The 25,193-nt window shown below is 37.1% G+C and carries 21 protein-coding genes; 7 read left to right on the plus strand and 14 right to left on the minus strand.

Annotated elements, in window-relative coordinates; translation table 11 throughout:
* Window positions 1–37 precede the first annotated feature (37 nt).
* On the plus strand, window positions 38–742 hold the full coding sequence (locus A8B79_RS00835; protein ID WP_066216745.1) for an ankyrin repeat domain-containing protein: 705 nt from the start codon (window positions 38–40) through the stop codon (window positions 740–742).
* Here the strand turns inward: A8B79_RS00835 and A8B79_RS00840 are convergent.
* Both A8B79_RS00840 and A8B79_RS00845 read right to left on the minus strand, forming a co-directional pair.
* Window positions 731–1,987, minus strand: coding sequence for an aminotransferase class V-fold PLP-dependent enzyme (locus tag A8B79_RS00840; RefSeq protein WP_066216751.1), 1,257 nt, complete (start codon window positions 1,985–1,987; stop codon window positions 731–733). The two genes, A8B79_RS00835 and A8B79_RS00840, sit on opposite strands and share 12 nt — an antisense overlap.
* 5 nt (window positions 1,988–1,992) lie before the next feature.
* Complete coding sequence (locus A8B79_RS00845; RefSeq protein ID WP_066216754.1) at window positions 1,993–3,141, minus strand: aminotransferase class V-fold PLP-dependent enzyme; 1,149 nt, start codon at window positions 3,139–3,141, stop codon at window positions 1,993–1,995.
* 179 nt (window positions 3,142–3,320) lie between these two features.
* Between A8B79_RS00845 and A8B79_RS00850 the strand changes: the two genes are divergently transcribed.
* Window positions 3,321–3,803, plus strand: a complete 483-nt coding sequence (locus tag A8B79_RS00850) for a GNAT family N-acetyltransferase (RefSeq protein WP_066216760.1) — start codon at window positions 3,321–3,323, stop codon at window positions 3,801–3,803.
* A gap of 10 nt (window positions 3,804–3,813) precedes the next feature.
* Here the strand turns inward: A8B79_RS00850 and thrC are convergent, their stop codons facing one another.
* The 9 genes from thrC to A8B79_RS00895 all read right to left on the minus strand — a co-directional run bounded on the left by thrC (window position 3,814) and on the right by A8B79_RS00895 (window position 16,621).
* Window positions 3,814–5,100, minus strand: coding sequence for a threonine synthase (thrC, locus tag A8B79_RS00855; protein WP_066216763.1), 1,287 nt, complete (start codon window positions 5,098–5,100; stop codon window positions 3,814–3,816).
* Window positions 5,097–6,017: a homoserine kinase gene (locus A8B79_RS00860; protein WP_066216766.1), complete on the minus strand. Its 921-nt coding sequence runs from the start codon at window positions 6,015–6,017 to the stop codon at window positions 5,097–5,099. The genes thrC and A8B79_RS00860 overlap by 4 nt, the downstream gene beginning before the upstream one ends.
* Complete coding sequence (gene thrA, locus A8B79_RS00865; RefSeq protein WP_066216769.1) at window positions 6,017–8,449, minus strand: bifunctional aspartate kinase/homoserine dehydrogenase I; 2,433 nt, start codon at window positions 8,447–8,449, stop codon at window positions 6,017–6,019. Before thrA ends, A8B79_RS00860 begins: the two co-directional genes overlap by 1 nt.
* A gap of 34 nt (window positions 8,450–8,483) precedes the next feature.
* Window positions 8,484–9,740 carry a threonine ammonia-lyase gene (gene ilvA / locus A8B79_RS00870; protein WP_066216772.1) on the minus strand — a complete coding sequence of 419 codons (1,257 nt, stop codon included), beginning with the start codon at window positions 9,738–9,740 and terminating at the stop codon, window positions 8,484–8,486.
* 30 nt (window positions 9,741–9,770) lie between these two features.
* On the minus strand, window positions 9,771–10,817 hold the full coding sequence (gene ilvC, locus A8B79_RS00875; RefSeq protein ID WP_066216776.1) for a ketol-acid reductoisomerase: 1,047 nt from the start codon (window positions 10,815–10,817) through the stop codon (window positions 9,771–9,773).
* A 43-nt stretch (window positions 10,818–10,860) separates the two neighbouring features.
* On the minus strand, window positions 10,861–11,391 hold the full coding sequence (ilvN, locus tag A8B79_RS00880; RefSeq protein WP_066216779.1) for an acetolactate synthase small subunit: 531 nt from the start codon (window positions 11,389–11,391) through the stop codon (window positions 10,861–10,863).
* Between the two features lie 5 nt (window positions 11,392–11,396).
* Window positions 11,397–13,127: a biosynthetic-type acetolactate synthase large subunit gene (ilvB, locus tag A8B79_RS00885; protein ID WP_066216884.1), complete on the minus strand. Its 1,731-nt coding sequence runs from the start codon at window positions 13,125–13,127 to the stop codon at window positions 11,397–11,399.
* 23 nt (window positions 13,128–13,150) lie between these two features.
* Window positions 13,151–14,830, minus strand: coding sequence for a dihydroxy-acid dehydratase (gene ilvD, locus A8B79_RS00890; protein WP_066216781.1), 1,680 nt, complete (start codon window positions 14,828–14,830; stop codon window positions 13,151–13,153).
* A gap of 252 nt (window positions 14,831–15,082) precedes the next feature.
* A complete protein-coding gene (locus A8B79_RS00895) occupies window positions 15,083–16,621 on the minus strand; it encodes a hypothetical protein (protein WP_066216784.1) in 1,539 nt (512 codons plus the stop codon).
* Between the two features lie 198 nt (window positions 16,622–16,819).
* Between A8B79_RS00895 and A8B79_RS00900 the strand changes: the two genes are divergently transcribed.
* Genes A8B79_RS00900 through leuB form a run of 4 tightly spaced genes read left to right on the plus strand, consistent with a single transcriptional unit; the run spans window position 16,820 to window position 21,103 of the window.
* On the plus strand, window positions 16,820–17,986 hold the full coding sequence (locus tag A8B79_RS00900; RefSeq protein ID WP_066216787.1) for a 2-isopropylmalate synthase: 1,167 nt from the start codon (window positions 16,820–16,822) through the stop codon (window positions 17,984–17,986).
* A gap of 8 nt (window positions 17,987–17,994) precedes the next feature.
* A complete protein-coding gene (leuC, locus tag A8B79_RS00905; protein ID WP_066216790.1) occupies window positions 17,995–19,392 on the plus strand; it encodes a 3-isopropylmalate dehydratase large subunit in 1,398 nt (465 codons plus the stop codon).
* Window positions 19,392–19,985, plus strand: a complete 594-nt coding sequence (gene leuD / locus A8B79_RS00910) for a 3-isopropylmalate dehydratase small subunit (RefSeq protein WP_066216793.1) — start codon at window positions 19,392–19,394, stop codon at window positions 19,983–19,985. The genes leuC and leuD overlap by 1 nt, the downstream gene beginning before the upstream one ends.
* Window positions 19,986–19,987: 2 nt before the next feature.
* Window positions 19,988–21,103 carry a 3-isopropylmalate dehydrogenase gene (gene leuB, locus A8B79_RS00915; protein ID WP_066216796.1) on the plus strand — a complete coding sequence of 372 codons (1,116 nt, stop codon included), beginning with the start codon at window positions 19,988–19,990 and terminating at the stop codon, window positions 21,101–21,103.
* 20 nt (window positions 21,104–21,123) lie between these two features.
* On the opposite strand, the gene A8B79_RS00920 is transcribed toward leuB, so the two are convergent.
* Window positions 21,124–22,092: an endo alpha-1,4 polygalactosaminidase gene (locus A8B79_RS00920; protein ID WP_066216799.1), complete on the minus strand. Its 969-nt coding sequence runs from the start codon at window positions 22,090–22,092 to the stop codon at window positions 21,124–21,126.
* Window positions 22,093–22,153: 61 nt separating this feature from the next.
* Here A8B79_RS00920 and A8B79_RS00925 point away from each other — a divergent pair, with 61 nt between their 5' ends.
* The gene (locus A8B79_RS00925; protein WP_066216802.1) at window positions 22,154–24,094 is read left to right on the plus strand and encodes a RecQ family ATP-dependent DNA helicase; all 1,941 of its coding nucleotides are present in this window, start codon (window positions 22,154–22,156) and stop codon (window positions 24,092–24,094) included.
* Here the strand turns inward: A8B79_RS00925 and A8B79_RS00930 are convergent.
* Both A8B79_RS00930 and A8B79_RS00935 read right to left on the minus strand, forming a co-directional pair.
* The gene (locus A8B79_RS00930) at window positions 24,070–24,354 is read right to left on the minus strand and encodes a hypothetical protein (protein ID WP_161485122.1); all 285 of its coding nucleotides are present in this window, start codon (window positions 24,352–24,354) and stop codon (window positions 24,070–24,072) included. The two genes, A8B79_RS00925 and A8B79_RS00930, sit on opposite strands and share 25 nt — an antisense overlap.
* 90 nt (window positions 24,355–24,444) lie before the next feature.
* The gene (locus A8B79_RS00935) at window positions 24,445–25,161 is read right to left on the minus strand and encodes an SDR family oxidoreductase (protein ID WP_066216809.1); all 717 of its coding nucleotides are present in this window, start codon (window positions 25,159–25,161) and stop codon (window positions 24,445–24,447) included.
* Window positions 25,162–25,193: the final 32 nt, after the last annotated feature.

A 25,193-nucleotide genomic window follows, 5' to 3' on the forward strand; every position in this document is an offset into this window, starting at 1 on the left:
TATCATCGGGAAAATATCACTTTAACTGAACCACTATATGGATCAACCTCAATTAATTATAGCTGCTAAATCCGGAGATGAAGCAGAGGTAACTAAGCTTATTAAAGCAAAAGCAGATATAAATGAATCTACATCCAGCGGAGCTAATGCTCTTATTACCGCCGCGGAAAAGAACCATCTGAATATTGTTAAGCTTCTTATCAATGCCGGAGCTGACTTAAACGCAGAAACTAAAATGGGAGGTACTGCTCTCAACAAAGCTGCAGAAAACGGCAATATAGAGATGATGAAATTGCTGTTTGATAAAGGTGTGCAAATTGGTGATATGGCTGTAATTGTAGCTTCAAGAGCCGGAAACCTGGAAGCTGTTAAACTATTGGTCGAGAAGGGAGGAGATGTAAACGCTCAACAAAGATGGGGGCACACTGCACTGATGCTGGCCGCAAAAAATGGTCATCATGAAGTAGTAAAGTTTCTGATCGCTTCAGGCGCTGATGTTAAGTTGCGTGATAAGAACGGTGATACAGCAATAATGATCGCCACCGAAAATGATCAAGATGATATAGCTATTCTTTTAAGAAGAGCAGGCGCAGTTACTGAAAAGAAACCCGAAAAAGAGAAACCTGCTCCAATTGATATCGAAGATGTTGACGACGACGAAGATGATATGATAGATGACTCCGATGTCGAGGATCTCGTATCGGATGATGATTCTCCTGATGATGTTGAACTAGACGATTAATTCGAAAAGTTCGTCCTGTTCCTCAGTCGTATTAAATACATTTGGAGAAATCCGTATCGTGGAATGCTGATCAAAAGGTCGAAATACAAATCCGTTTTCCTTAAATAGTTTTTTTGATAGGATGGAAGGTTGCTCATTTTTTAATTCAACTATGAATAACGAACCTGAAAGCTCCCAATCAGACGGTGATCTCCAAACGGTATTACTGTTTTGTTCGCATAGATTTTGAGCGTGTTTCCACAAGTTTTTGAGTTTTTCTTCTTTTAAAATGCTTTCAATATTACTCTGGTATTGGATTGAATGCCCTAATGTCAAAACTTCAGCTAAGTTTCTGGTTCCGTAGTCTTCATATTTTCTGGCGGAGTCTTTCCAACGTTCTTGCCCCCAAGTTACCCACATCGGATCTAATTTTTGATGAATTCTTTTATTGAAATAAGCTACACTAACTCCTTTCGGAGCTTGTATCCATTTATGTGCACTTGTTCCAATGACATCAATATCCAGATCCTTAACATCGACAGGAATCATTCCCATTGTTTGTGCGGTATCCAAAGAAACAAATTCCACTCCTTTGGATCTGGCAAGAGCGGTTATTTCTTTTACAGGTTGTCGTATCCCAAATGTATTATCGATATGAGGAATGACTACAAGTTTAGTTCTGGATGTTATATTAGCTTCGTAAAGATCCAGGATTTCTTCTTTAGTGATGTTAGGAAGATCATGAACAGGAATATCAAAGACTTTAACAGAATAACCTCTTTTCTTTGAATGGATGTGAAAAGGAATACTTGCTCCGGCATGATTCAAATTCGAAAACAGGACTTCATCATCAGGTCCAAGTGGTAATCCTAAAGCAAGAAGATTATATACTTCTGTTGTATTATGAGGGAAGCTGATTTCATCGCTATCAGCATTTAGAAACTCTGCCGTTTTCTTTCTCACACTTTCGATGGGTTCTTCCCACTCGCCACTCCACATATAGAACCAGGGATTGGATTCACAAAGCGATAAATATTTCCTATGAGCTTGCTGTACAATTTTTGGAATAGTTCCTATAGAGCCATGGTTTAGATACTTGATCTGTTTATCCAGAGAATAGTCATCTTTAGTGGGTAGCGAGCCTCCGGAGAGTTTATTTTTCAGCTTTTCCCGAAATAATGTTTCAACAGGATTGAGCATTGAAAGCACCGAAACCGTGGAGCCGGTAGCCAATGTTTTAAGAAAATCTCTTCGTGAGGTGTTCATCTTTGTTAGTTTGATGTTAGTACTTGAACTAATTTATTTAAATCACCCGAATCGTTATACACATTTGGGGAAACTCTTATTGCATCTCCTCTGTAAGAAACAATAATATTTGATTCCAAAAGCTTTGCTTTCAATTTATTCATTTGATGGTGTTCCGCTAAACGAATTCCAAATAAGTTTGAAGCGCGATATTTTGTCTCTTCGATAATAAACCCTGATTCCCGTAATAAACAAATCGGTTTTTCAACCAGATCGATCAAATACTGCTGAATGTTTTCAGGTTTCCATTCATTTAGTTTTTTGATTGCTTCCAGCATCATTGGAACTAAAATAAAATTACTGTGCTCACCAACTTCATATCGAAGTGCCCCCGGTTGATAATGCTCATTATAATTGACCAGATTAGAGAAATTTTCACTTTCGAATCGGTTTATCCAATTTTGTTCAATCGGATTGCCATAGCTTAATGCTGAGCCATAATAAGCCATTCCGATACTATACGGTCCCATTAAAGATTTATATCCGGCAGCTATCAAAGCATCGGGTTTTAGCTGCTGAACATCGAATGGTAAAGCTCCTAACGACTGAGTAGCATCTACTGCTAACCATGCACCTACTTCATAGGTTTTATGTCTGATCGAGCGTAAATCGAAAATTGTACCATCAGCCCAATGAATATGACCACAAGCAACAAGCTTAGTCCGTTCATCTATTGATTCCAAAATCTGTTTATTCCAGAGCTCACCTCTTCCCGTTTTTGTATCAGGAGGAGAAATAGTTTTGATCTCAGCGTCCGCTTTTTGAGCAACTTCCATCCAGGGATATACATTGCTTGGAAATTGTTCACCTACAACAATTATGTTATCTCCCTTCTGTAGTTTCAAGTTTCTGGCCACATTTGCCATTCCATAAGAAACAGAAGGGATGATCACGCAATTCTCAGATTCCTGACAATTAATTAATTGAGCGAATTCGTTTCTCAGTTCGTTAGATTCAGTAAAGAAGTCCTGACCTGAAATGAGATTGGGTTGCCTCTTATTCTTGATCCCTTTTATTCCCGCTTCTTCAACACTTTGCATTAAAGGCGACATGTACGCACAGTTTAAATAAGTAATATTCGTATCGAGAGTAAATTCAGATTTCTTGCAGTCCATCTTTAGATTTTAATTTAAATATAGTTTATGAAATGAAAGTTTAGTGTAAAAATTGATGTCTTATAAAGTTTTAGTTGAAGTTGTTTTCAAAAACAATAGATTTTGTTTGGTATACTAACTGTACAAGGCTTAATATTTAAACAGAAAACAGTTGTACTATTTATAGCTTATTAGAGAATATGGTAATTAGAAAAGCGATTACAAAAGATATTTCTGAAATCCGGAAATTGAATGAGGCAGAAGTGCCTCATGTCAGTAGCATTAGGAGAAAAGACTTTCTGAGTTTTCTGGAAATAGCATCCAATTTTGTAGTAATAGATATTGACGGAGAAATTGCCGGTTTTATGATCTCGCTAAGAGAAGGAGCAGATTATGGAAGTGTGAATTACAAGTTCTTTAATAATCATTACAGACAATTCGAGTATGTAGATCGTATAGTGATCAAAGAAGAATTTAAAGGCAAAGGGATGGGAAGAAAGCTATATGAATTTCTCTTTGATAAAAATGAAACAGATCTAGTGTGCTGCGAAGTCAATGTGAAACCTCAGAATCCTGACTCAATGGCTTTCCATCAGAAGTTGGGATTTAAGGAAAAAAGTAAGTTGATAACGGAAGACGGGAAAAAGGTGGTAAGTATGTTGGTGAAAAACCAGAATTTGTAAGGTTTCAATATTATCCGAAAAGAAAGCTTTTAAATTCCTTAAAGCTATTGCTCATAGTAATACTCTTTTTGGGCTTACTCATTAGCTCAGATACAAAACCAGGTTGAGATAGAGGTTTTTCTAATGCTTTTTCAACGGTAGATACAAACTTGCAATAATGAGCGGTCTCTAAAAATATTCCATTCTCATCAGCAGTCATTGTATCTTTTAAGGCTTGATAGCCAATGGCACCATGAGGATCAGTAATATATGAGTTTTGCTCAAAGCAGCTTTTGATTGTTTCCAGAGTGTGAGCATCATCCATTGAAAAGCCTTTAACTAGACTTCGTAACTCTGCATGCTTTCCATTTACTAGTTCCATTAGTCTTGGATAATTGCTAGGATCACTAACATCCATAGCATTCGACAAAGTGGGAATAGTTTTTAATGGCTCATATTGCTCTGTAGTTAAAAATCTGGGAATCACATCATTTTGATTTGATGCTGCTATAAAATGTTTTACAGACAATCCCATTCTCTGAGCTAATAATCCTGCAGATAGATTACCATAGTTCCCAGAAGGCACAGAGAATACCAGATTATCTCGATTTTGTAACTGCTTAAATGCTTCAAAATAATAAATAGATTGAGGTAGCCAGCGAGCAATATTTATTGAGTTAGCGGAACTGAGGTTTAGAGTTTCATTTAGTTCTTTATCTAAAAAAGCTTGTTTTACCATATTTTGGCAATCATCAAAAGTACCATCTATTTCAACTGCCGTGATATTTTTACCAAGAGTGGTCAACTGTTTTTCCTGTAATTCACTAACCTTGCCACTGGGATATAAAATCACAACATTGACACCATCAACATCATAAAAACCCGAAGCAACAGCTCCACCGGTATCGCCGGAAGTTGCAACAAGAATGGTGACTTCCTGATTATGTGATTCATTGAAATAAGCCAAACAGCGAGCTAAAAATCGAGCGCCAATATCTTTAAAGGCATAAGTTGGTCCATGAAATAATTCCAAACTATAAATCCCGTTTTCAACTTTCTTTAAAGGAACATCAAAGTTAAAAGCCTCTTCTGTTATGTTCTTAAGTTTAGCTTTTGGAATATCCTCATGAGTAAAAGGAGCCAGTATCTTGGAACCAATTTCTGAAAGGGTATATGAATTCAGCTCCTTAAAAAAATCACTATCCAAAGTTGGGATTTTTTCGGGAAAATAAAGACCACGATCAGAGGGGAGACTATGAATAACCGCTTCTTTAAAGGATAGGGGATCTACTTTTTTATTCGTTGAATAGAATTTCATAAAATCTTACAACCCACTGAGTTAATACCTGAAATATGGATCTTTACAGAAAGATCAATTGAAGAGTAAAATTTTTCAATTTTTTCAGAACATGATGTTAAGTTGCTTTCATCTGTGAATAAAGCAAACATAGATGGTCCCGAACCCGAAATATTAAAACCTACCGAACCGGATTCGGAAGCTATTTTTTTTACTTTCTCGTAACCAGGGATAAGATTTTTTCGAAAAGGTTCAGCAATTCTGTCAGTGATTGCTCTGTTCAGTAATTCATAATCTTTGGTATGTAAAGCGTGAATAACTGCAGCAACATTTCCCCATTGCTCTCGGGCATCTTTTATGGAAAGGGTTACAGGAAGAAGCTTTTTTGCTTCTACAGTTTTGATCTGGACATCAGGAAATATGATCAACACATGTAGTGCTTCTAAATTTTTAATGCTGAAAATATCGAGAGGTTCATAACTTCTTACTGCTTGAAACCCTCCAAGAAGTGAGGGTGCAACATTATCTGCATGATAGCATTTTGAAGCTAATGCTTCTCCTTCTAAAGCATGGGGAAGAAGTTCTTTTGTTGTGCATGGATACCCTAACAATGCATTCACAGCAAAAACGGAACCTGCCGCACTTGAAGCACTGCTTCCAAGCCCACTTCCGGGACGAAACATTTTCTCAATAGTAATGTCAAAGCCTTGAGTAGAGCCCAACTTAGTCAAAAACGATTGAATGGCCACTCCGGCTACATTTTCTAAAGGTTCAACTGGTAATTCAGCACCTATAGAAGGTAGAAAATTTAATTTCTGATCGTTTCTTTTTGAAACAGTAATAATATCACCAAGTTCTTCAATAGCGAAGCCAAAAGTATCATACCCTGGACCAACATTAGCTACTGAAGCAGGTGCAAAAACTTTTATTTCACTCATTATAAATCAGATTGGGAAATTCGGAGGACATCAGCAAAAATTCCTGAAGCTGTTACATCTGCTCCTGCTCCTGCGCCCTTAATTACCATAGGTTGTTCTTTATATCTGTTAGTGTAAAATAAAACGATATTATCTTTACCGTCTAAATTATAAAAAGGATGACTGGTTTCAATAGCTTTTAATTTTACCGAACCCTTTCCATTTTTATATGTTGCAACAACCTTGAGGCGGGTATTATTTGATTGGGCATTTTTATACAGATTTAAGAAATGCTCTTCTTCTTTTTCAACCTGAGCGTAAAAATCATCGAGCGATGAAGTTTTGAGACAACTTTCAGGTAAAAATGATTCGAGGACAATGTCTTCATACTCAAATTGATGGCCACTTTCCCTGATCAAGATCAGAATTTTTCGTTTTACATCTGAACCAAACAGGTCGAGCCGGGGATCCGGTTCTGTGTAGCCCAATTTTTTTGCTTTTTTAATAACATCCACAAACTTTGTAGACCCGTCGTATTCATTGAACAGATAAACTAAAGTTCCGGAAAGCACAGCTTCAATTTGATTTATCTGATCACCACTCCGAACGAGGTCATTAAGTGTAGATAAGACAGGCAACCCTGCACAAACATTTGTTTCAAAATAGAATTTACTCCTAAATTTTTTACTGGATGCTTTTAAAGCAAGATAATCAGTATATGAGCCGGTAGCGGCAATCTTATTCGGAGTTACAACCGAAATACTTTTCTGCAGGATCTGCTGATATAATGAAGCTATATTTTCAGATGCTGTTATATCAATAAAAATGCTGTTTCGTAGGTTCATAGAATACATATTATCGAGAAATTCATTTTCCGAATATGTATCGCCTGTATTTAATACAGATTCCCATTTTGATAAGGGAATTCCATTTTTATTGAACTTCATTTTTCTTGAATTAGCAACACCAATAATTTTGATATTGAGTTGATGATTCACTTTTAAAAAAGAGAATTGCTGGGTCAGTTGATCAATAAAAGCTTTACCAACATTACCTGTGCCAATGATAAACAGGTTTATACGTCGCGTTACATATTGGAAAAAACTTTCATGAAGTACATTAAGAGCTTTATCTAGATCAGTTTGGTTAATTACAGCTGAGATATTTCGTTCAGAAGAACCCTGAGCAATTGCTTTAATGCTTACACCATTCTTGCCAAGTACATTAAACATTTGGCCACTTACCCCAACTTGATTTCTCATGTTCGAACCAACAAGGGCAAGAATAGACAAACCATTTTCAACTTCTATGGGATCGATCTTTTTAGATCTAATTGATTCACTGAATTCATCAGTAAGTACTAGTTCAGCTTTCTTAGCGTCTTTTACATCAATGGAAACGCTTATTGAATGTTCTGAACTGGATTGAGTTATAAGTATCACATTGATCTTTGCAAGAGAGAGCGCTTTAAATAGCCGTGAAGAAAACCGGGGAATACCCACCATACTACTACCACTTAGCGTAACCAGCGACACAGATTTTATACTAGAAATGCCTCGGATCAGTTCTTTGTTTTCATCCCATTCTTTAGTTATTAGAGTTCCATGATGATCAGGATTAAAAGTATTTTTTATCCTGATAGGAATGCCTTTACTAAGAGCAGGGTGGATGCTCGGTGGATATATAACTTTTGCTCCAAAATGAGAGAGCTCCATGGCTTCTTCATAAGAAACATGTTCGATGACTTTTGAATTCTTTACGATTCTTGGATCTGCAGTCATTAATCCATCTACATCAGTCCATATCTCAAACTCTTCAACATCTAATGCCGCGGCCAGTATTGCTGCAGTGTAATCTGATCCGCCTCTTCCCAAAGTTGTTGTTACTGAATCGTTATTGGAAGCTATAAAACCGGGAAAGAGGTTTATTCTTTTGAATGATTTCTTAGCTTCTTTGATTCGTTTGTTTGTTTCAGCGAATTCTACATTTGCATTTCCAAAGTTATCATCTGTTTTTATAATAAAACGGCTATCAAATAATTGAATGTCCAACCCCTCAACTATAAAAAAGTCGTTTAGAATCAGTGAGGAAAGGCGTTCCCCTATGCTTAAAATATAGTCAAAACTACGAGGGGTAAGTTCTTTAATAAGTTCAACACCTTTGCAAATTTCTTGTAATTCAAGAATAATTTGATGGAAATTTTCATCCGGTTTCTTGCCGGTCAGGCTTAGGTATAATTCTTTATGGAGTGTTACTAATTTCGATAACAAAACTTCATAACGTTCATCTGCCTTTGCGGCTAACTCGCCGATTTTTACTAGCTGATCCGTAACGCCTCCTACAGCAGAAGTTATAATAACAACTTGTTGTTTTTGCCTGCTGATAATTTCAGCAACTTTTCTGATTGCATTTTCGGAGCCAACAGATGTGCCGCCAAATTTTAATATTTTCATTGATTAAATTATTTAATGTAGCTATGATTTCAAGTCAGATCATATAGCTAAACAGATCCGGTTTTTTATTAAGATACTCACCAAAGAAATTTTTTAATTTCATTTTCTCTATCAAGGGTTCAAGATCTTCTTTTGATTGTAGTTCTATACCAACCAAAGCGGGACCTCTTTCTCTGGATGTTTTCTTTGTGTATTCGAAATGAACTATGTCATCGTTTTGTCCCAAAATTTCTTCCACAAATTCTTTTAGAGCACCTGCTCTTTGCGGAAAACGAACAATGAAATAGTGCATTAGGCCTTCATATAGTAGTGATCTCTCACGTATTTCTTCAGTTCTGGTAATATCGTTATTACCTCCCGAAAGTATACACACTACATTTTTATCCTTTATTTCATCTTTAAATTTATCCAGAACAGCAACAGAAAGTGCACCGGCAGGTTCAAGTACTATACCATTTTCGTTGTACATTTGAATAATTGTTGAGCACAATTTTCCTTCATCTACTAAGGAAATTTCATCCATATTATCTTTACAAATAGGAAAGTTCAGTTCGCCTACTTTTTTTACAGAAGCTCCATCAACAAATTTATCGATTTCCCTTAGTTCTTGTATTTGTCCATGTTTAAAAGCATTAAACATGGCAGGTGCTCCTGTTGGTTCAACACCGATAATTTTTGTCTCCGGACTCAGAGCTTTAAACACACTTGAAACTCCTGATGAAAGTCCGCCACCTCCAACAGGAATAAATAGATAATCAATTTTAAAGTCTGTTTGGTCGCAAATTTCTAAGCCAACGGTTGCTTGTCCTTCAATTACTAACTCATCATTAAAGGGATGTACGAAGACTCCATTATTTTTTTGGCAGAATGTTTTTGCTAACAATGAAGAATCATCAAAAGTATCTCCATCAATAATCACCTCAACCATTTCTTTTCCAAACATTTTCACTTGCCGAATCTTCTGTTTAGGAGTGGTTGCAGGCATAAATATTACGCCTTTAATTCCGAGTTTATAGCAAGAAAATGCTACACCCTGTGCATGATTACCCGCACTTGCACAAACTACACTTCTCTTAGTGTCTTTTATTGAGTTTATCTTATTGAATGCACCCCGAATTTTATAGGAGCGTACTATTTGGGCATCTTCCCGCTTTAAATAAATATTCGAGTTATATCTTTCTGAAAGAGAGAAGCTTTGTTGTACAGGAGTTTTATATACAACAGATTCTAATGTTTCAGCGGCTTTTTCGATATTTTTTAAAGCAGGGTAGTAGGTTGTTTTAACTTTCACAAGTACGAGATTTCGTTTATTCTACAGTGATCAATTATTCTCGGGACGTAGTTTTCGAACTGTTGCTCCTGCTTGCCACATTTCAGAATCTCTCAGTTCTTTGAGTTCCTCTTCGAGTTTTTCTCTGTAGTCGTCCTGACTATTGGAATCAATTGATCTTTGAGCTTCATTTCCGGCAGCGACTTCAGAATAAAGTTCCTCAAAAACAGGTTTTGATGCATCCCGGAATTTTTTCCACCAGTCCAGAGCTCCTCTTTGTGCTGTAGTTGAACAATTAGCGTACATCCAATCCATTCCATTTTCTGCAACCAAAGGCATTAATGATTGTGTTAATTCTTCAACGGTTTCGTTAAAAGCTTCAGAAGGGGAGTGTCCATTAGACCGGAGTACTTCATATTGAGCTGCAAAAATACCTTGAATAGCTCCCATCAAAGTACCACGCTCACCGGTCAGGTCACTAAAGACTTCTTTTCTGAAATCGGTTTGAAACAGGTATCCTGATCCAACACCAATTCCCAATGCAGATACTCTTTCCTTTGCTTTCCCGGTAGCATCCTGAAAGATGGCATAGCTGGAATTGAGGCCTCTGCCTTCAAGAAACATTCTTCTTAGCGAAGTGCCAGATCCTTTTGGAGCCACCAGAATTACATCTACGTCATCAGGAGGGATGATGCCTGTCCGTTCTTTGTAAGTAATTCCGAAACCATGTGAAAAGTATAACGCTTTCCCTTTGGTCAAATGCTTTTTAACTGTGGGCCAAAGAGAGATCTGTCCGGCATCGGATAATAAGTATTGTAGAATAGTACCTTTTTCACATGCTTCTTCTATCTCAAAAAGTGTTTCGCCCGGAACCCATCCATCGTTTTTTGCTTTATCCCATGTTTTAGAATTTTTTCTTTGCCCAACAATTACATTGAATCCATTATCACTGAGATTCAAAGCTTGTCCGGGTCCCTGAACTCCGTATCCGATTACAGCTATAGTTTCATTTTTTAAAACCTCTTGTGCTTTTTTCAGAGGAAATTCTTCTCTGGTTATAACGTGTTCTTCAACTCCACCAAAATTTAAAAGTGCCATTTATTTATTGTTTGATTTGTTATTTGATATAGATTTTTTTGGTTCAATTCTTTGATAAAATTTGTTGAACGTATTCTCCTATTCCATGCTCTTCTCTGGATACAGCAATACGTCCGGATCGCACAAACTCATTAATCCCAAATGGTATCAAATCGTCAAATAATGCTTTGGTTTCTCTACGGAACCCGGCCTTTTCAATAACCAGAAAGTCCTTTTCAATGGTTAAAAAGCGCGCATTATGTTGTCTTACAATCCGCTCTACTTCGATGCCATTAGTCAATGATTTACTTGGGATCTTATAAAGAGCTACTTCCTGCTGAACCACTTCTTTATTTTTGTAGTAATCTGCTTTTAATACTTCAATTTGTTTTTCTATCTGCTTAACTATTTTTTCAACAGCTTCTTCAGTTTCTGTTACTGCAATAGTAAATCTGTGAATCCCTTCTTTTTCGCTTTCGGAAGCAGTAATACTTTCAATATTCACTTTCCGCTTGGTAAAAATGATGGTAATACGATGGAGTAATCCAACATGATTTTCTGTATACGCTGTGATCGTAAATTCTTCTTTTTCCATTCTTGTCACTCCAATCTTATTTCAGAAACTCCAGCACCACTTGGTACCATAGGGAATACATTGTTTTCTTTGCCTACCATTACTTCCAGAAAATAGGCTCCGTCAAAATTCAAAAACTCTTCGATAGCTTTTTCCAGCTTATCCCTTTCCGTTACTTTTTTGGTTGGGATATAATAGCCCTTTACAATAGTTTGAAAATCAGGGTTTATCATTTCAGTAGAGGAATACCTTTTCTCAAAAAAGAGCTGTTGCCACTGCCTAACCATTCCCAGGAATTCATTATTAAGCAGCAGTACTTTTACTTTTGCCTTGGTTTGATAGATAGTAGCTAGTTCCTGAATGGTCATTTGAAAACCTCCATCACCAATTACTGCAATAACAGTTCTATCAGGGGCACCAAGTTTAGCTCCTAAAGCGGCCGGCAACCCAAAACCCATTGTTCCCAAACCTCCTGATGTAATATTGCTTTTAGATTTTGAGAATTTAGAATATCTGCAAGTCACCATTTGATGTTGACCTACATCGGATACAATAATTGCATCACCTTGTGTATGCTTATTAATAATATTGATGACTTCACCCATAGAAAGAGTTTCAGAATCAGGGTTTAGTTCTTTATCTATTACTTTCTCCTGCTCTATTTTTGCACAATCGATAAATCTCTGGAGCCAGCTTTCGTGGCTACTTGGCTTCACTAGTTTAAGTAAGTGTGTTATCGTTTCTTTGGCATCACCTAATACGGGTATATCTGCTTTAACATTTTTGTTTATTTCAGCAGGATCGATTTCCAGATGTATGACTTTAGCTTGTTTAGCATATTTACTCAGATTTCCGGTAACTCTGTCATCAAATCTCATTCCGATAGCAATAAGCACATCGCACTCGTTTGTAAGTAGATTAGGCCCGTAATTACCATGCATACCTAACATCCCGACATTTAGAGGATGGTCAGTTTCCAGTGCTGATAGCCCGAGAATAGTCCATGCAGCAGGAATTCCTGTTTTTTCTATAAGCTTTTTAAACTCTTTCTCAGCGTTTGCAAGAATAACACCCTGTCCAAATAAAATAAGTGGTCGTTTTGCATAATTGATCGCTGAAGCAGCTTTCTCAATACTGGAAGGATCTATTTCAGGTTTGGGTACATAACTTCGGATTTTCTTGAAACAAGTGTAGCTATAGTCAAATTTCTGAAATTGAGCGTCTTTGGTAATATCAATTAAAACAGGACCAGGTCTTCCGGAGCTGGCAATATAAAATGCCTTGGCAAGTACTTCCGGAATTTCATTTGCATCTGTTATTTGATAATTCCATTTAGTAACAGGCATTGAAATCCCAATTACATCCGTTTCTTGAAATGCATCACTACCTAAGAGTGAAGAAGGAACCTGACCTGTTATACAAACAAGGGGAGTGGAATCTATTTGGGCATCAGCCAAACCTGTAATCAAGTTTGTAGCACCGGGCCCTGATGTAGCTAAACAAACTCCAGGTTTTGTAGTTACTCTTGCAAAGCCCTGAGCTGCATGAATAGCTCCTTGTTCATGTCGTGCTAAAACGTGTTGTATACGATCCTGTTCATCATAAAGAGCATCGTATATAGGCATTATTGCACCACCCGGATAACCAAAAGCGACTTCTACCTGTTCTTCAATTAAAATTTTAACTACAGCTTCAGCACCTTTGATAAGCTCAGTATTAATTTTTTTGTTTTGTTTAGTAACTATTTGTGATTCCATAATTTTCATCAATGTTTGAGAAATTAAAATTCATCAGTAACACAACCTTGTGATGCAGAAGCAACAGTGCGAGCATATTTATAAAGCTGTCCGCTTTTTTCTTTTATTGGAGGTGCTGTCCACTTAGCTTTTCGGGCTTTCAGTTCTTCTTCAGTTAAATGAACATCAATGGTGTTTTTGACAGCGTCAATACTGATTATATCACCGTTTTTAACCAAGGCTATGATTCCCCCGGTTTGGGCTTCCGGAGTAATATGACCAACTACAAATCCATGAGAACCACCTGAGAATCTTCCATCTGTAATCAAGGCAACCTCTTTACCTAGTCCGGCTCCCATTATAGCTGAAGTTGGCTTTAGCATTTCGGGCATTCCAGGACCACCCTTAGGCCCTACATATCTTATTACAACAACGTCTCCCTTTTGAACTAGTCCATCCCGAATTCCTTCATTTGCTTCTTCTTCACTGTCAAAAACTCTTGCTGCCCCTTCAAATATTAGTCCTTCTTTTCCTGTGATCTTTGCAACAGAACCTTCACTGGCAAGGTTTCCGAATAAGATCTGAATGTGTCCATTTTTCTTTATCGGATCTTCAATTGGTTTGATGATTTTTTGATCATTTGATAGAGGAGCTACTTCAACAAGATTTTCGAATAAAGTTTTTCCGGTTACTGTCAAGCAATCACCATGAAGCATATTCTTATCCATCATATACTTCATTACCGCAGGAACGCCACCTATTTCGTGAAGATCTTCCATTACATAAGAACCGCTTGGCTTTAGATCTGCCAGAAAAGGAGTTTCATCACTGATTCTTTGAAAATCAGCAATCGTAAAATCTAATTGAGCAGCTTTAGCAATAGCCAGTAAGTGCAAAACGGCATTTGTAGATCCCCCTAATACGGTTACAACTCGAAACGCATTCTCTAACGACTTTTTTGAAAGTATATCCAGTGGTTTTATATCATTTTCAATGAGGTTTTTTAAATGATATCCTGCTTCTTCGCATTCAATAACTTTGCCACTATTTGTAGCAGGAATAGAAGAGTTGTAGGGAAGAGCCAAACCAAGTGCTTCAATTGCAGAAGACATGGTGTTGGCAGTATACATCCCACCACAAGCTCCGGCTCCGGGGCAAGCTTTTTTAATTATTTTTTTAAACTCATTGTCATCAATTTTGCCTGCTACTTTTTGTCCCCAGGATTCGAATGCAGATACAATATCAAATTTTTTCCCATTGTGATGTCCGGCCGCAATAGTACCTCCATACAACATTATTGAAGGTCTGTTAACTCTAAGCATTGCCATTACAGCACCCGGCATATTTTTATCACAACCTACAATTGCTATAAATCCATCGTAGCTCATGCCTTTAACTACAGATTCCATGGAGTCAGCAATCAGGTCACGAGAGGGTAAAGAATACCGCATTCCGGGAGTTCCCATAGAAATACCATCGCTGATACCAATAGTATTAAAGATCAAAGGCGTGAGATCAGCCTTTTGAGCTCCTCTTTTTACATGGACAGCCAGATCATTTAGGTGCATATTGCAGGGATTTCCCTCATAACCCGTACTGGCGATTCCGATCATTGGCTTATTCAGGTCTTCGTCATTTAAACCGATCGCATGTAACATTGCTTGAGCAGCAGGTTGTGAACCATCTTGAGTAATCAGTTTACTAAACTTATTTAATTCAGCCATTCTATAGATTAAGTGTAAAAAAAAAGCCTTCCGGATTAGGGAAGGCTTTTTTGTAGAGTATTAAGATCACACATTACTTCCCAGGTCGGTATTTGGTACCAATGACATTAATAATGACCGTGATAGTAGTGCGTGTAATCATTCTTGAATTAGTTTTGTTGGAGCAAAGAAATGTCTAATTCATTTAAATTTCAAACAACAGGCACTCAAATATTATGCTTAAGTGGGATATCCAAACTTTGTGGATGTAAGCTATCTGGATCTGAATTTACCTTTAATGATCTCCTGAACTGATTTTTCATAAATTTTAGATTCTAACCATGATACGATGTCCAAATATAAAAATGGTCTTTTTTGGTAAGGCATTTTATTGATTTCAAGAAGCCTGTTGCGCAGATTAAGAAAAGCTTCTTTAGTCTGATCTTGTTTAAGGTTTCCTAAATTCTGTATAAAGTTCAATATTTCTTGTTGAACAAGATTCAGATCATTCATTTTTCGTAGAAACCGGTATACAGAACGAATCTGATAATCTACCAAAGTTCGGTTCCCCATTTCAAAATGAGCAATCAGATTCAATATTCGGGCAAAGCAATGGATGTCTTCCCTTAATCTTGAATCCGGATAATTGATGATCTTATTGAGGAAGTGAATAGATTGTTTATTATTTCCGGCTCCAAAATAAAGGCAGGCAATCTTGTAGTAAAAGATTAAAATCCTGTGTGGGTCTACCTGGTCTGCGAACTTATCCAGTTTTTTAAGTAACTCCGGCACTAGCTGTACACCATCTGTAAAACTACCATCAATAAAGTGTACATTTATTTTGGATGTATAGGAATAAATAAAACCGACAGTTTCCAAATTCTCGTCTATACGGCTTGGTGGATTGGCGAGAAATTCGTCCAGTTTTTCAATTTCCCGAGAGTGCTTTTTTGCGTGTCCAAGTACAAAAAGTGCTTCCAACAAGACATGCATTCCTTTTAAATACCAGATAGGTTCTAATGCCAACATTTCAGGGTTATTCCTGAATAACTCAACCCACTTGGTAGCATGTCTGTATTGAAGAAGAAAATCTTGTACGATCAAACTATACCATGCATGAGATACATTTAAATAATGTTTTCCAAAGAAATCCAGCTTAGAAATATCGATACTATTAATTGATTCAGAGAAAAAAGAGGATATATTTTCAAAGTCTTCTTTATTACGAACATGTCCGGCTTTGATATAAATACCATATAATCTCAGCGCGAGATTGCTCAAAGCCGTGTATTCTGTCATTGAGTTCAGCGTTACTTGTGTTTCCACAATAAGTTCATCGGCTCTGTTTTTGAGACTCCTTGTTATATATTGTGATTCGATAATCTTTTCGAAGACCAAAACTTCGTAGCGTAAAGTAGCCCGATAATGTTGAGTTGCTACTTCTTTTGTTTTTTCAAGGATCTTTAAGCTCTGTTGATAAAGCCCTTTGTTATATAAAATTCGGGCATAATCAAGCTGCTCGCGAAGTTGAATATCAATATTATGATTTATGTTGATCAACCTTAAACTGGTAAGTATTTGCTTATAAAGATGTGCTTTTAGATTTGATAGTTGACGCTTATGTATTCCAGTTACCTTTTTAATAATGGCAGCTTCATCATAAGAAGAGGCTTTATCCAGAGCATCAAACAATTTGATAAATTTAGCGCTTTCATTCCCTGAGCGAGTAGCGTAAATCTTAAACCCTCTTTTCTCCGCTTTAGTAAGTGACTTTATTAGTTGATAAAGATGATCATTTGGTTGGTTAGCCATTGTAAAAAAGCAAATCTAAAATAACAATTAAGTAATTGTTAAAATTAATTTTAATTATATCAAATATTTTCTTGGGTGTCGTAATTAATCATAAATCTTGTTTTTTAAGATTACAAGGAGAAGGTAATTTCTGCGCATAAATGAACCATCAACGACAACGCGTTAGAATATTTAGTTAAGTTAGAAATCCCAAGTATAATGCCAAACAAGCGAATACAAATTTTTGATACCACACTAAGAGACGGTGAGCAAGTACCGGGATGTCAACTAAACACAAAGGAAAAAATTGAAATAGCTTTAGCTCTGGAAGCTCTTGGCGTTGATGTAATGGAAGTTGGGTTTCCTATATCCAGCCCCGGAGACTTTAAATCAGTTCAGGAAATATCCAAGGTTATTAAGAATACAAGGGTATGTGCATTATCAAGAGCTGTTAAAAACGATATAAAAGTCGCCGCTGAAGCAATTGAAGATGCAAAAAATAGCAGGATCCATACCGGTATCGGTACTTCAGACAGTCATGTGTTTGATAAACTAAGAACTACCAGAGAAAAGGTAGTAGAGCGGGGAGTGGCCGCAGTAAAATATGCCAAGACTTTTGTAGAAGATGTTGAATTCTATGCGGAAGATGCCGGTAGAACTGAAAACGAATTCCTTGCTATTATTTTGGAAGAAGTTATTAAAGCCGGAGCAACAGTTCTGAATATTCCTGATACAACCGGGTATTGTATGCCGTGGGTGTATGGTGAAAAAATCAAATATCTATATGAGAATGTAAAAGGCATTCAGAATGTGACTATTTCTACTCACTGTCACAATGATCTTGGTCTGGCAACAGCAAACTCTATATCGGGAGTAGTGAACGGTGCAACTCAGGTAGAATGTACAATGAATGGTATTGGAGAGAGAGCCGGTAATGCTTCATTAGAAGAAGTTGTAATGATACTAAGACAACAAAAAAGCTTAGAATATGACACAGGTATCAATACAAGATGTTTGAAATCTGTAAGCGAATTGGTTTCCGAAAAGATGAAAATGCCGGTTCAGGCTAATAAAGCAATTGTTGGGGCTAATGCGTTTGCGCACTCCTCAGGAATTCATCAGGATGGTGTAATAAAGAACAGAGAAACTTACGAAATTATTGATCCTCTGGAAGTGGGCGTAAGCGAATCTTCTATTGTTCTTACAGCCCGAAGTGGAAGAGCTGCTCTTAAATTCCGGGGAAAGAGACTGGGTTTTGAAGTAAGCAAAAATGAATTGGAAGAACATTACAAAAGATTTTTATCTATCGCAGACACTAAAAAAGTAGTAACTGATAAGGATCTGATACAGTTATTCTCTCAAACCTCTGATTCTCTAACAGGTTAAAATATATTATGGGAAAAACCCTTTTCGAGAAAGTTTGGGAGAGTCATATAGTTGATTCTATAGAAAATGAGCAGGAAATATTATACATAGATCGACATTTTATCCATGAAGTCACAAGCCCTCAGGCATTTGAAGGAATAAGACGAAGAGGCATCGGTCTATTCAGAAAAAATAAAATTGTAGCAACTGCAGACCACAACGTACCTACCAAAGATCAACATCTTCCTATCAAAGAAGTTCTTTCTAAACTTCAGGTTGATACACTTATCCAGAATTGCAAAGAATTTGGCATTGATCTTTATGGACTTGGACATCCTTATCAAGGAATAGTTCATGTAATTGGCCCAGAATTGGGAATTACAAAACCGGGAATGACGATAGTTTGTGGCGATAGCCATACATCCACTCATGGAGCTTTTGGGGCGATTGCTTTTGGAATTGGCACCTCTCAGGTTGAACAAGTGATGGCGACTCAATGTTTATTGTTAGAGCGACCCAAAACAATGCGAATCACTATTAATGGAGAGCTTCAAAGGGGCGTTTCTTCAAAAGATATCATTCTGTATATCATTTCAAAATTGAGCACAGCAGGTGGTACAGGCCATTTTGTGGAGTATGCGGGGTCTGCGATTTCTTCATTATCTATGGAAGCAAGGATGACCATTTGTAACATGAGTATTGAAATGGGGGCTCGGGGAGGAATGATTGCTCCCGATGAAACTACTTTTGAATATATCAGAGGGAGAGAGTTCGCTCCTGATGGGGCTGCATTAGAAGAAGCGATCAATTACTGGAAAACTTTGTATTCAGATGAAGACGCATATTTTGATAAAGAGTACACGTTTAAAGCTGAAAGAATTCCGACTATGATCACATATGGAACCAATCCCGGAATGGGGATCGGTATCGATGAGACAATTCCTGATAATGATTCGGACTCTTTTAAAAAGTCATTGAAATATATGAATCTGGAGGCCGGTTCTTCATTGTTAAACAAAAAGATTGACCATGTATTTATCGGTAGTTGCACCAATAGTAGAATTGAAGACCTGCGAGTTGTGGCAGAGTATGTAAAAGGAAAGCGAAAAGCGGATCATATGAAAGTTATGATCGTACCAGGATCCAAACAGGTTGAGAAACAAGCACGTGAAGAAGGAATTCATCAGGTGCTGGCAGATGCCGGTTTTGAACTTCGTGAGCCGGGGTGTTCAGCTTGTTTAGGTATGAATGAAGATAAAATACCTGATGGTGAATATTGCGTTTCCACATCAAACAGAAACTTTGAAGGCAGACAAGGTCCCGGAGCGAGAACAATGTTAGTAAGCCCTTTAACAGCTGCAATAATAGCTATTGAAGGTAAAATCGTAGACACCAGAAATTATGTAAATAAGGTCGCAACGGCATAATGGAAAAATTTAAAACTCTTAACAGTACAGTTATACCACTTGCAAACGAAGACATTGATACAGATCAGATCATACCGGCAAGATTCCTTAAATCTACAACACGAGAAGGGTTTGGGAAAAACTTATTCAGAGATTGGAGATATGATTCACAAGGTGATCTGAAAGAAGATTTTATACTAAACGATCCATCTTATTCCGGAAGCATTTTGGTGGCAGGCAAGAATTTTGGTTGTGGATCAAGTAGGGAACATGCAGCATGGGCTCTTTACGATTCTGGTTTCAGAGCTGTAGTATCTAGTTATTTCGCCGATATTTTTAAAGGGAACGCTCTTAACAATGGTCTTTTACCTGTACAGGTAAGCGATGCTTTTTTAGAAACTATTTTTGAATTGGTTAAACAAGACAAGAATATAACGCTAAAAATTGAATTGATAGATCAGCAGATTTCGATTCCAGGAACAAACCATAAAGAGAAATTCAAAATCAACGCTAATAAAAAATCCTGCTTGTTAAATGGATATGATGATATAGACTATTTGATAAGTAAGAAAAGTCAGATCGAACAATTTGAACAAACACACAAAGAATTTTGAGAATGAAGAAAAAGATAGCTGTTCTACCCGGTGACGGGATCGGCCCCGAAGTAATTAAACAAGCTAAAAAAGTGCTTGACGGAGTTGCTTTGAAATTTGATCACGAATTTGAATATGAGTATGCCCTTGTTGGTGCTGATGCGATTAACAAAACCGGTAGCCCTTTACCTGAAAACACGATCGAAATTTGCAGACAAGCAGATGCTGTCCTTTTTGGTGCAATAGGAGATCCTTCTTACGATAACGATCCAAAAGCAAAGGTGAGACCTGAACAGGGGCTATTACAACTAAGAAAGAGCTTAGGACTTTATGCAAATATTCGTCCCGTAAAATTATTTGATTCATTAGCCGATCGTTCTCCTTTAAAAGAAGAGCGCATAACAGGAACAGATCTGATTGTGTACCGTGAATTGACCGGCGGAATATATTTTGGAGAAAAGGGAAGAAGTAAAGAAGGAACATCTGCATATGATGTATGCGAATACAGTGTAAATGAAATTGTGAGAGTTGCAGTTATGGCTTTTGATGCTGCAATGAGACGACGCAAGAAATTAACATTGGTTGATAAAGCAAATGTATTGGAAACATCCAGGTTATGGAGAGAAACAGTTCAGGATTTATCAAAAAACTACCCTGAAGTAGAAGTTGAGTATTTATATGTAGATAATGCTGCTATGCAGATAATCCAAAGACCTAATCAATTCGATGTGATTTTAACGGAGAATATGTTCGGCGATATTATTTCCGATGAAGCAAGTGTGATAACAGGTTCAATAGGTTTGTTGTCTTCCGCTTCGGTAGGTGATCAAACTTCGTTATTTGAACCTATTCATGGTAGTTATCCTGAAGCTGCTGGCAAAGATATCGCAAACCCCATTGCAACCATTTTGTCGGTAGCACTGATGTTGGAAAGTTTTGAATTATACCGGGAGGCAAATGCAATCAGAAATGCTGTAAACAGATCTATTTCTCAAGGCCTTGTTACACCTGATTTGGATCCTATCAGCCATGTTACTTGTTCTAAAGCCGGGGATGTAATTAGTTTGCTGATTGAAGCAGACGAACCTAGAGAAGTAAATTTCGAAAATATGTTTGAAGGTAGTTTACCGGTAATTTAACTTCAAAAAGTTTAAACAAACTAATTTGATGCAAGGTTTTCGAAATACCAAAATCCATCAATAATATCTAAATAAACACCGTCAAAACCTGCATTTAAAATCATCTGGGTATAAGAGCTACTCTCGCCGTAGATGATTTTTTTCCAGTCTTGATTCCAGTATTTCACTTTAAAATTACCGGGCCAGTCTGGGTTTTCGGAATCGATCCAACTTAATTCTTTTTTATCCCAGCTTTCATCCCAGTAGAATCGGTAATCTTCAGCTTCTCCAATACTCATATAACTGATAAGGAGTCGCTTTCCGCCGTCGCTTTTCGTTCTTATCTGATCCAGATCTTCTTTGGTAAATATTTTACCCCAGAAAAAAGCATCCATAATAAATACATCAAAATTTGTATCAGAAAGGGAAGAAAGCAATTCTTCTTTTGAATCATAGTTTTCATAATTCAATAAGTAAAGAAAATTCCGGGCATCAGAAAGGGTTTTTATATCTCTGCTATTTTCATTTTTCAAAAACTCAGATGGTTCAGGTATATAAGTCAGTTCACGCTCAGGCGCAGAAAAAGAGATGAACCCATTCAAAGAATTTCGCTCATAAGAACGTTTAATTTTTTGATCCTCATCGGTATAGTCTGTAACAAGTACAGTTTTGCCTTCACCTTTACCTGTTCTCAGTAACTGAAGCAGATATTCTCTGCTGTCGGTTGGGGTGATCGTATTATCACCATAATAGCCAAAGATCAGGCTTTCCTGCCCTAATCCATCTACGGCAGAGAGGTAATCTTGAGCAATGCTACTGTCGTTCTTAAGAATTAATTCATGACCATTTTGAGGGATTACAATAAAATCGGAGTCCTGCTCTCTGGCAAACTCTGCTATTTCAATAACAAAGTTTCTCATCTCTTCGCGGTAGTCTATTTTCTCTTTAGGAGAAGATGATGCACAACTAAGGAATACAACTAAAAAAAATAGATAGAAAAATAGCTTCATGTTTTTATTTGATGAACAGAATGATATCAATACTTTTGGGAAAAGAAATTGAGGTTTAAAATTGCAGTACCAATTTAATCAGGCATTAGAACATTTAAAAGAGTTTTGGGGATATGAATCGTTCCGGGAAGGGCAGGACCTTGCAATAAATTCTGTTTTCTCCGGAAAGGATACTTTAGTGCTTTTCCCAACCGGCGGAGGTAAATCTCTTTGTTATCAGGTTCCTGCAACTGTATTTGAAGGAATGACCTTGGTTATTTCACCCCTTGTAGCTTTAATGCAGGATCAGGTTCAGCAATTAAATGATCAGGGTATTTCAGCAACATTCATAAATAATACAATTCCATTTTATGAAGTTGAACAACGATTGGTTAATGCCAGAAATGGAATGTATAAACTACTGTATTGTGCACCTGAGAGGCTTGGAACGGAACTCTTTCAAAACGAACTGCATAACCTTAATATTGATCTTGTTGCTGTAGATGAAGCACACTGTATATCTGAATGGGGACATGATTTTCGTCCCGCTTACAGAGATATAAAAACAAATCTGGAATCAATTTCGGATTCTGCTTCCTGGATCGCTTTAACCGCTACGGCTACTCCGGAAGTTCGGAAGGATATCCTTGAGAATCTGAGCTTCAATCAACCCGAAGTAGTATCGCTAGGTTTTAAACGTCCGAATTTAAAATGGTGGGTAGTTGAAACTGAAAAGAAGAGAGAGAAACTGATAGAAGGTGTTACCAGAGCTTCTAAAAAGGGAGATGGTTTGATCTATGGAGGAACAAGAAAGAACTGTGAATATTGGGCGGATTTTTTTACCAAAAAAGGGATAAATACAGAAGCCTATCATGCTGGCATAGAAAGTGAAACCCGAAAGAACATTCAAACTCGTTGGATAAAGGGAGAAACGCCACTGGTTGTTGCAACAAATGCTTTTGGGATGGGAATAGATAAACCTGATTGCCGTTATGTAATTCATGAGTCTATGCCGTATTCTATTGAGGCTTACTATCAGGAAGCAGGGAGGGCAGGAAGAGATGGAAAGGAGGCATATCCGATCTTGTATTATAAATCTTCTGATTATTCAGGAGCAAAAAACAGAATTGTTCAAAATTACCCAAAGAGAGAACAATTAGAAAAAGTGTATCAAACATTGTGTGACAGCTTTGAGCTTGCAGAAGGAGCAATTATGTTGGATGCTTCAGAACTGGAACTAAAGGCACTTCAAAAGAGGTCAAAAGAATCATTCAGTATTATAAGAACCTCTCTAAGACTTTTGGAACAATTCGGCATTATTTCCTGGATTCAGGATGTTAAACCTGCCTTTTCTATTCAATTTACTTTGAGCCAGGAAATGCTTCAAAAATTTAAAGAGCGATGTAATAATCCTGATAAAGCTGAATTCGTAGATAAGTTAGAAAGGACTTTAAATAGCCAGGCATTTTACGATATGATAGAGACAGATGAAGAAACTCTGTTATCAGCTTTAGATATCAACAGGAACGGTCTTATTAAGGCGCTGAATGTATTAATGCAGAACGATCATGTTTTGATCTTTACGCTGGTAGAGGAAAGAGATTTAGTAAAAATTCTGGAACCCCGATCATCAAGGCTACCCATAAGTAAACATGAAGTGGAGCAACATCGGGACGTATTACTGATGAAGTTAGACAAAATGAATAGCTTCATTAACTCAGATACATGTAGAGAAGTTTTTCTAAGAAATTACTTTGGAGATACTAAAAACGAACCATGCGGACATTGCGATAACTGTCTGAAAAGTAATTTAAATGTAGCTAAGAACACTTTCGATAAGCAATTGATCACGGATGTAATAGAATTGCTTAAAAACGAAGATGAATCATTGATCAGTATTGCTTCAAAACTTTCCATCAATCAAAATGCAGCAAAGCAAATCCTTTCTTATTTAGTAAAGGAGAATGTAATTGAAGTAAGTAGAGAAGACTTGAATCATTACTCTTTAACAGAGCCTTCCTGAGTTGTAAGCGAGTCTAATTTTTCAAGTGCTATTAGATTTCTCTCGATCTTTTTTATGACGGAATCAGCACGAACTTGCTGTTCTATAATTTGGCTTTGGTAGTATTTATGACTGCTCAAAAAAACATCTTTGTCTGAGTTATATTTTTTAAAGATCTCCTCATGCAGAGAATCAACAACTGAGCCTTTAGCGCCTCGATCCTGATACACGCTAAGTAATTCTAATTCGTAGAAAAGATCCAGATACAACTCTTCAGCCATTAAGTTATCCGGCTTCTGAATAGGACGATCATTATTGCAATTAAAAAGAATAAAGCTCCCTACGAAAAGAATTATCACATTTCTCAACATCTACCCGGGATTCTTTGGGTTGAGTGGACGCATTATAATTTCGTTTATTAAAAAATTATCCGGTGTTTCTAAAACATGGATCAATGTGTCAGAAACGTCAGACGCTTGCATCATATTCGGATGCTGATCAACTTCATCAATGGCATCAAAGAAGTTAGTGGCAATAGAGCCCGGAAAGAAGCAGGATACTTTGATCCCGTCATATCTGAGTTCTTTGAAGAGAGCGTCGCTGAATCCTCTTAATCCATATTTTGTGGCGTTATAAGCAGAAATTTGAGGGTTTCCCATCAATCCGGCTATGGAAGAAATATTCACAATATGGCAAATATTTTCATTTTGCTTCATTAAAGGAACGACCAATCGTGTTAGATAGAAAATTCCGGAAAGATTTACATTCAGCATCTTATCCCACTCAGAAATTTTTAAATCATCCACGTTTGCAAAATATCCAAGTCCGGCGTTGTTAATTAAAATGTCCGGAGAATGGTCATCAGAAAATGTTTCCTCTACCCAGGTTTCCAGGCTTTCACTATCGGTGATATCCTGCTGAACTGGGACAAAATTATTCCCTAGTTTTTCTCTGATACTGTTGAGCTTATCGATACTTCTGGCTAAGCCATAAACTTTAGCTCCTTTTTTAACAAGGTCTTTTGAAAATTCTGCACCAATTCCGCTACTTGCTCCGGTAACTATCGCAATCTTTGATTTTAAATTCATACTATCGTTTAGATTGATTATTCTCTTATGTC

It is taken from the genome of Balneola sp. EhC07, assembly GCF_001650905.1.
In the GTDB taxonomy this organism is placed as follows: Bacteria; Bacteroidota; Rhodothermia; order Balneolales; family Balneolaceae; genus Balneola.

Bases quoted from the DNA above. Each gene is read 5' to 3' on its own strand.
- A8B79_RS00920 (WP_066216799.1), bottom strand. From the start codon at position 22,092: ATGAAGCTATTTTTCTATCTATTTTTTTTAGTTGTATTCCTTAGTTGT.
- ilvB (WP_066216884.1), bottom strand. From the start codon at position 13,127: ATGGAATCACAAATAGTTACTAAACAAAACAAAAAAATTAATACTGAG.
- leuC (WP_066216790.1), top strand. From the start codon at position 17,995: ATGGGAAAAACCCTTTTCGAGAAAGTTTGGGAGAGTCATATAGTTGAT.
- A8B79_RS00930 (WP_161485122.1), bottom strand. From the start codon at position 24,354: ATGGCTGAAGAGTTGTATCTGGATCTTTTCTACGAATTAGAATTACTT.
- ilvN (WP_066216779.1), bottom strand. From the start codon at position 11,391: ATGGAAAAAGAAGAATTTACGATCACAGCGTATACAGAAAATCATGTT.
- A8B79_RS00895 (WP_066216784.1), bottom strand. From the start codon at position 16,621: ATGGCTAACCAACCAAATGATCATCTTTATCAACTAATAAAGTCACTT.
- A8B79_RS00935 (WP_066216809.1), bottom strand. From the start codon at position 25,161: ATGAATTTAAAATCAAAGATTGCGATAGTTACCGGAGCAAGTAGCGGA.
- thrC (WP_066216763.1), bottom strand. From the start codon at position 5,100: ATGAAATTCTATTCAACGAATAAAAAAGTAGATCCCCTATCCTTTAAA.
- leuB (WP_066216796.1), top strand. From the start codon at position 19,988: ATGAAGAAAAAGATAGCTGTTCTACCCGGTGACGGGATCGGCCCCGAA.
- ilvD (WP_066216781.1), bottom strand. From the start codon at position 14,830: ATGGCTGAATTAAATAAGTTTAGTAAACTGATTACTCAAGATGGTTCA.
- leuD (WP_066216793.1), top strand. From the start codon at position 19,392: ATGGAAAAATTTAAAACTCTTAACAGTACAGTTATACCACTTGCAAAC.
- A8B79_RS00835 (WP_066216745.1), top strand. From the start codon at position 38: ATGGATCAACCTCAATTAATTATAGCTGCTAAATCCGGAGATGAAGCA.
- A8B79_RS00860 (WP_066216766.1), bottom strand. From the start codon at position 6,017: ATGAGTGAAATAAAAGTTTTTGCACCTGCTTCAGTAGCTAATGTTGGT.
- A8B79_RS00850 (WP_066216760.1), top strand. From the start codon at position 3,321: ATGGTAATTAGAAAAGCGATTACAAAAGATATTTCTGAAATCCGGAAA.
- thrA (WP_066216769.1), bottom strand. From the start codon at position 8,449: ATGAAAATATTAAAATTTGGCGGCACATCTGTTGGCTCCGAAAATGCA.
- ilvC (WP_066216776.1), bottom strand. From the start codon at position 10,817: ATGGCACTTTTAAATTTTGGTGGAGTTGAAGAACACGTTATAACCAGA.
- A8B79_RS00845 (WP_066216754.1), bottom strand. From the start codon at position 3,141: ATGGACTGCAAGAAATCTGAATTTACTCTCGATACGAATATTACTTAT.
- A8B79_RS00840 (WP_066216751.1), bottom strand. From the start codon at position 1,987: ATGAACACCTCACGAAGAGATTTTCTTAAAACATTGGCTACCGGCTCC.
- A8B79_RS00900 (WP_066216787.1), top strand. From the start codon at position 16,820: ATGCCAAACAAGCGAATACAAATTTTTGATACCACACTAAGAGACGGT.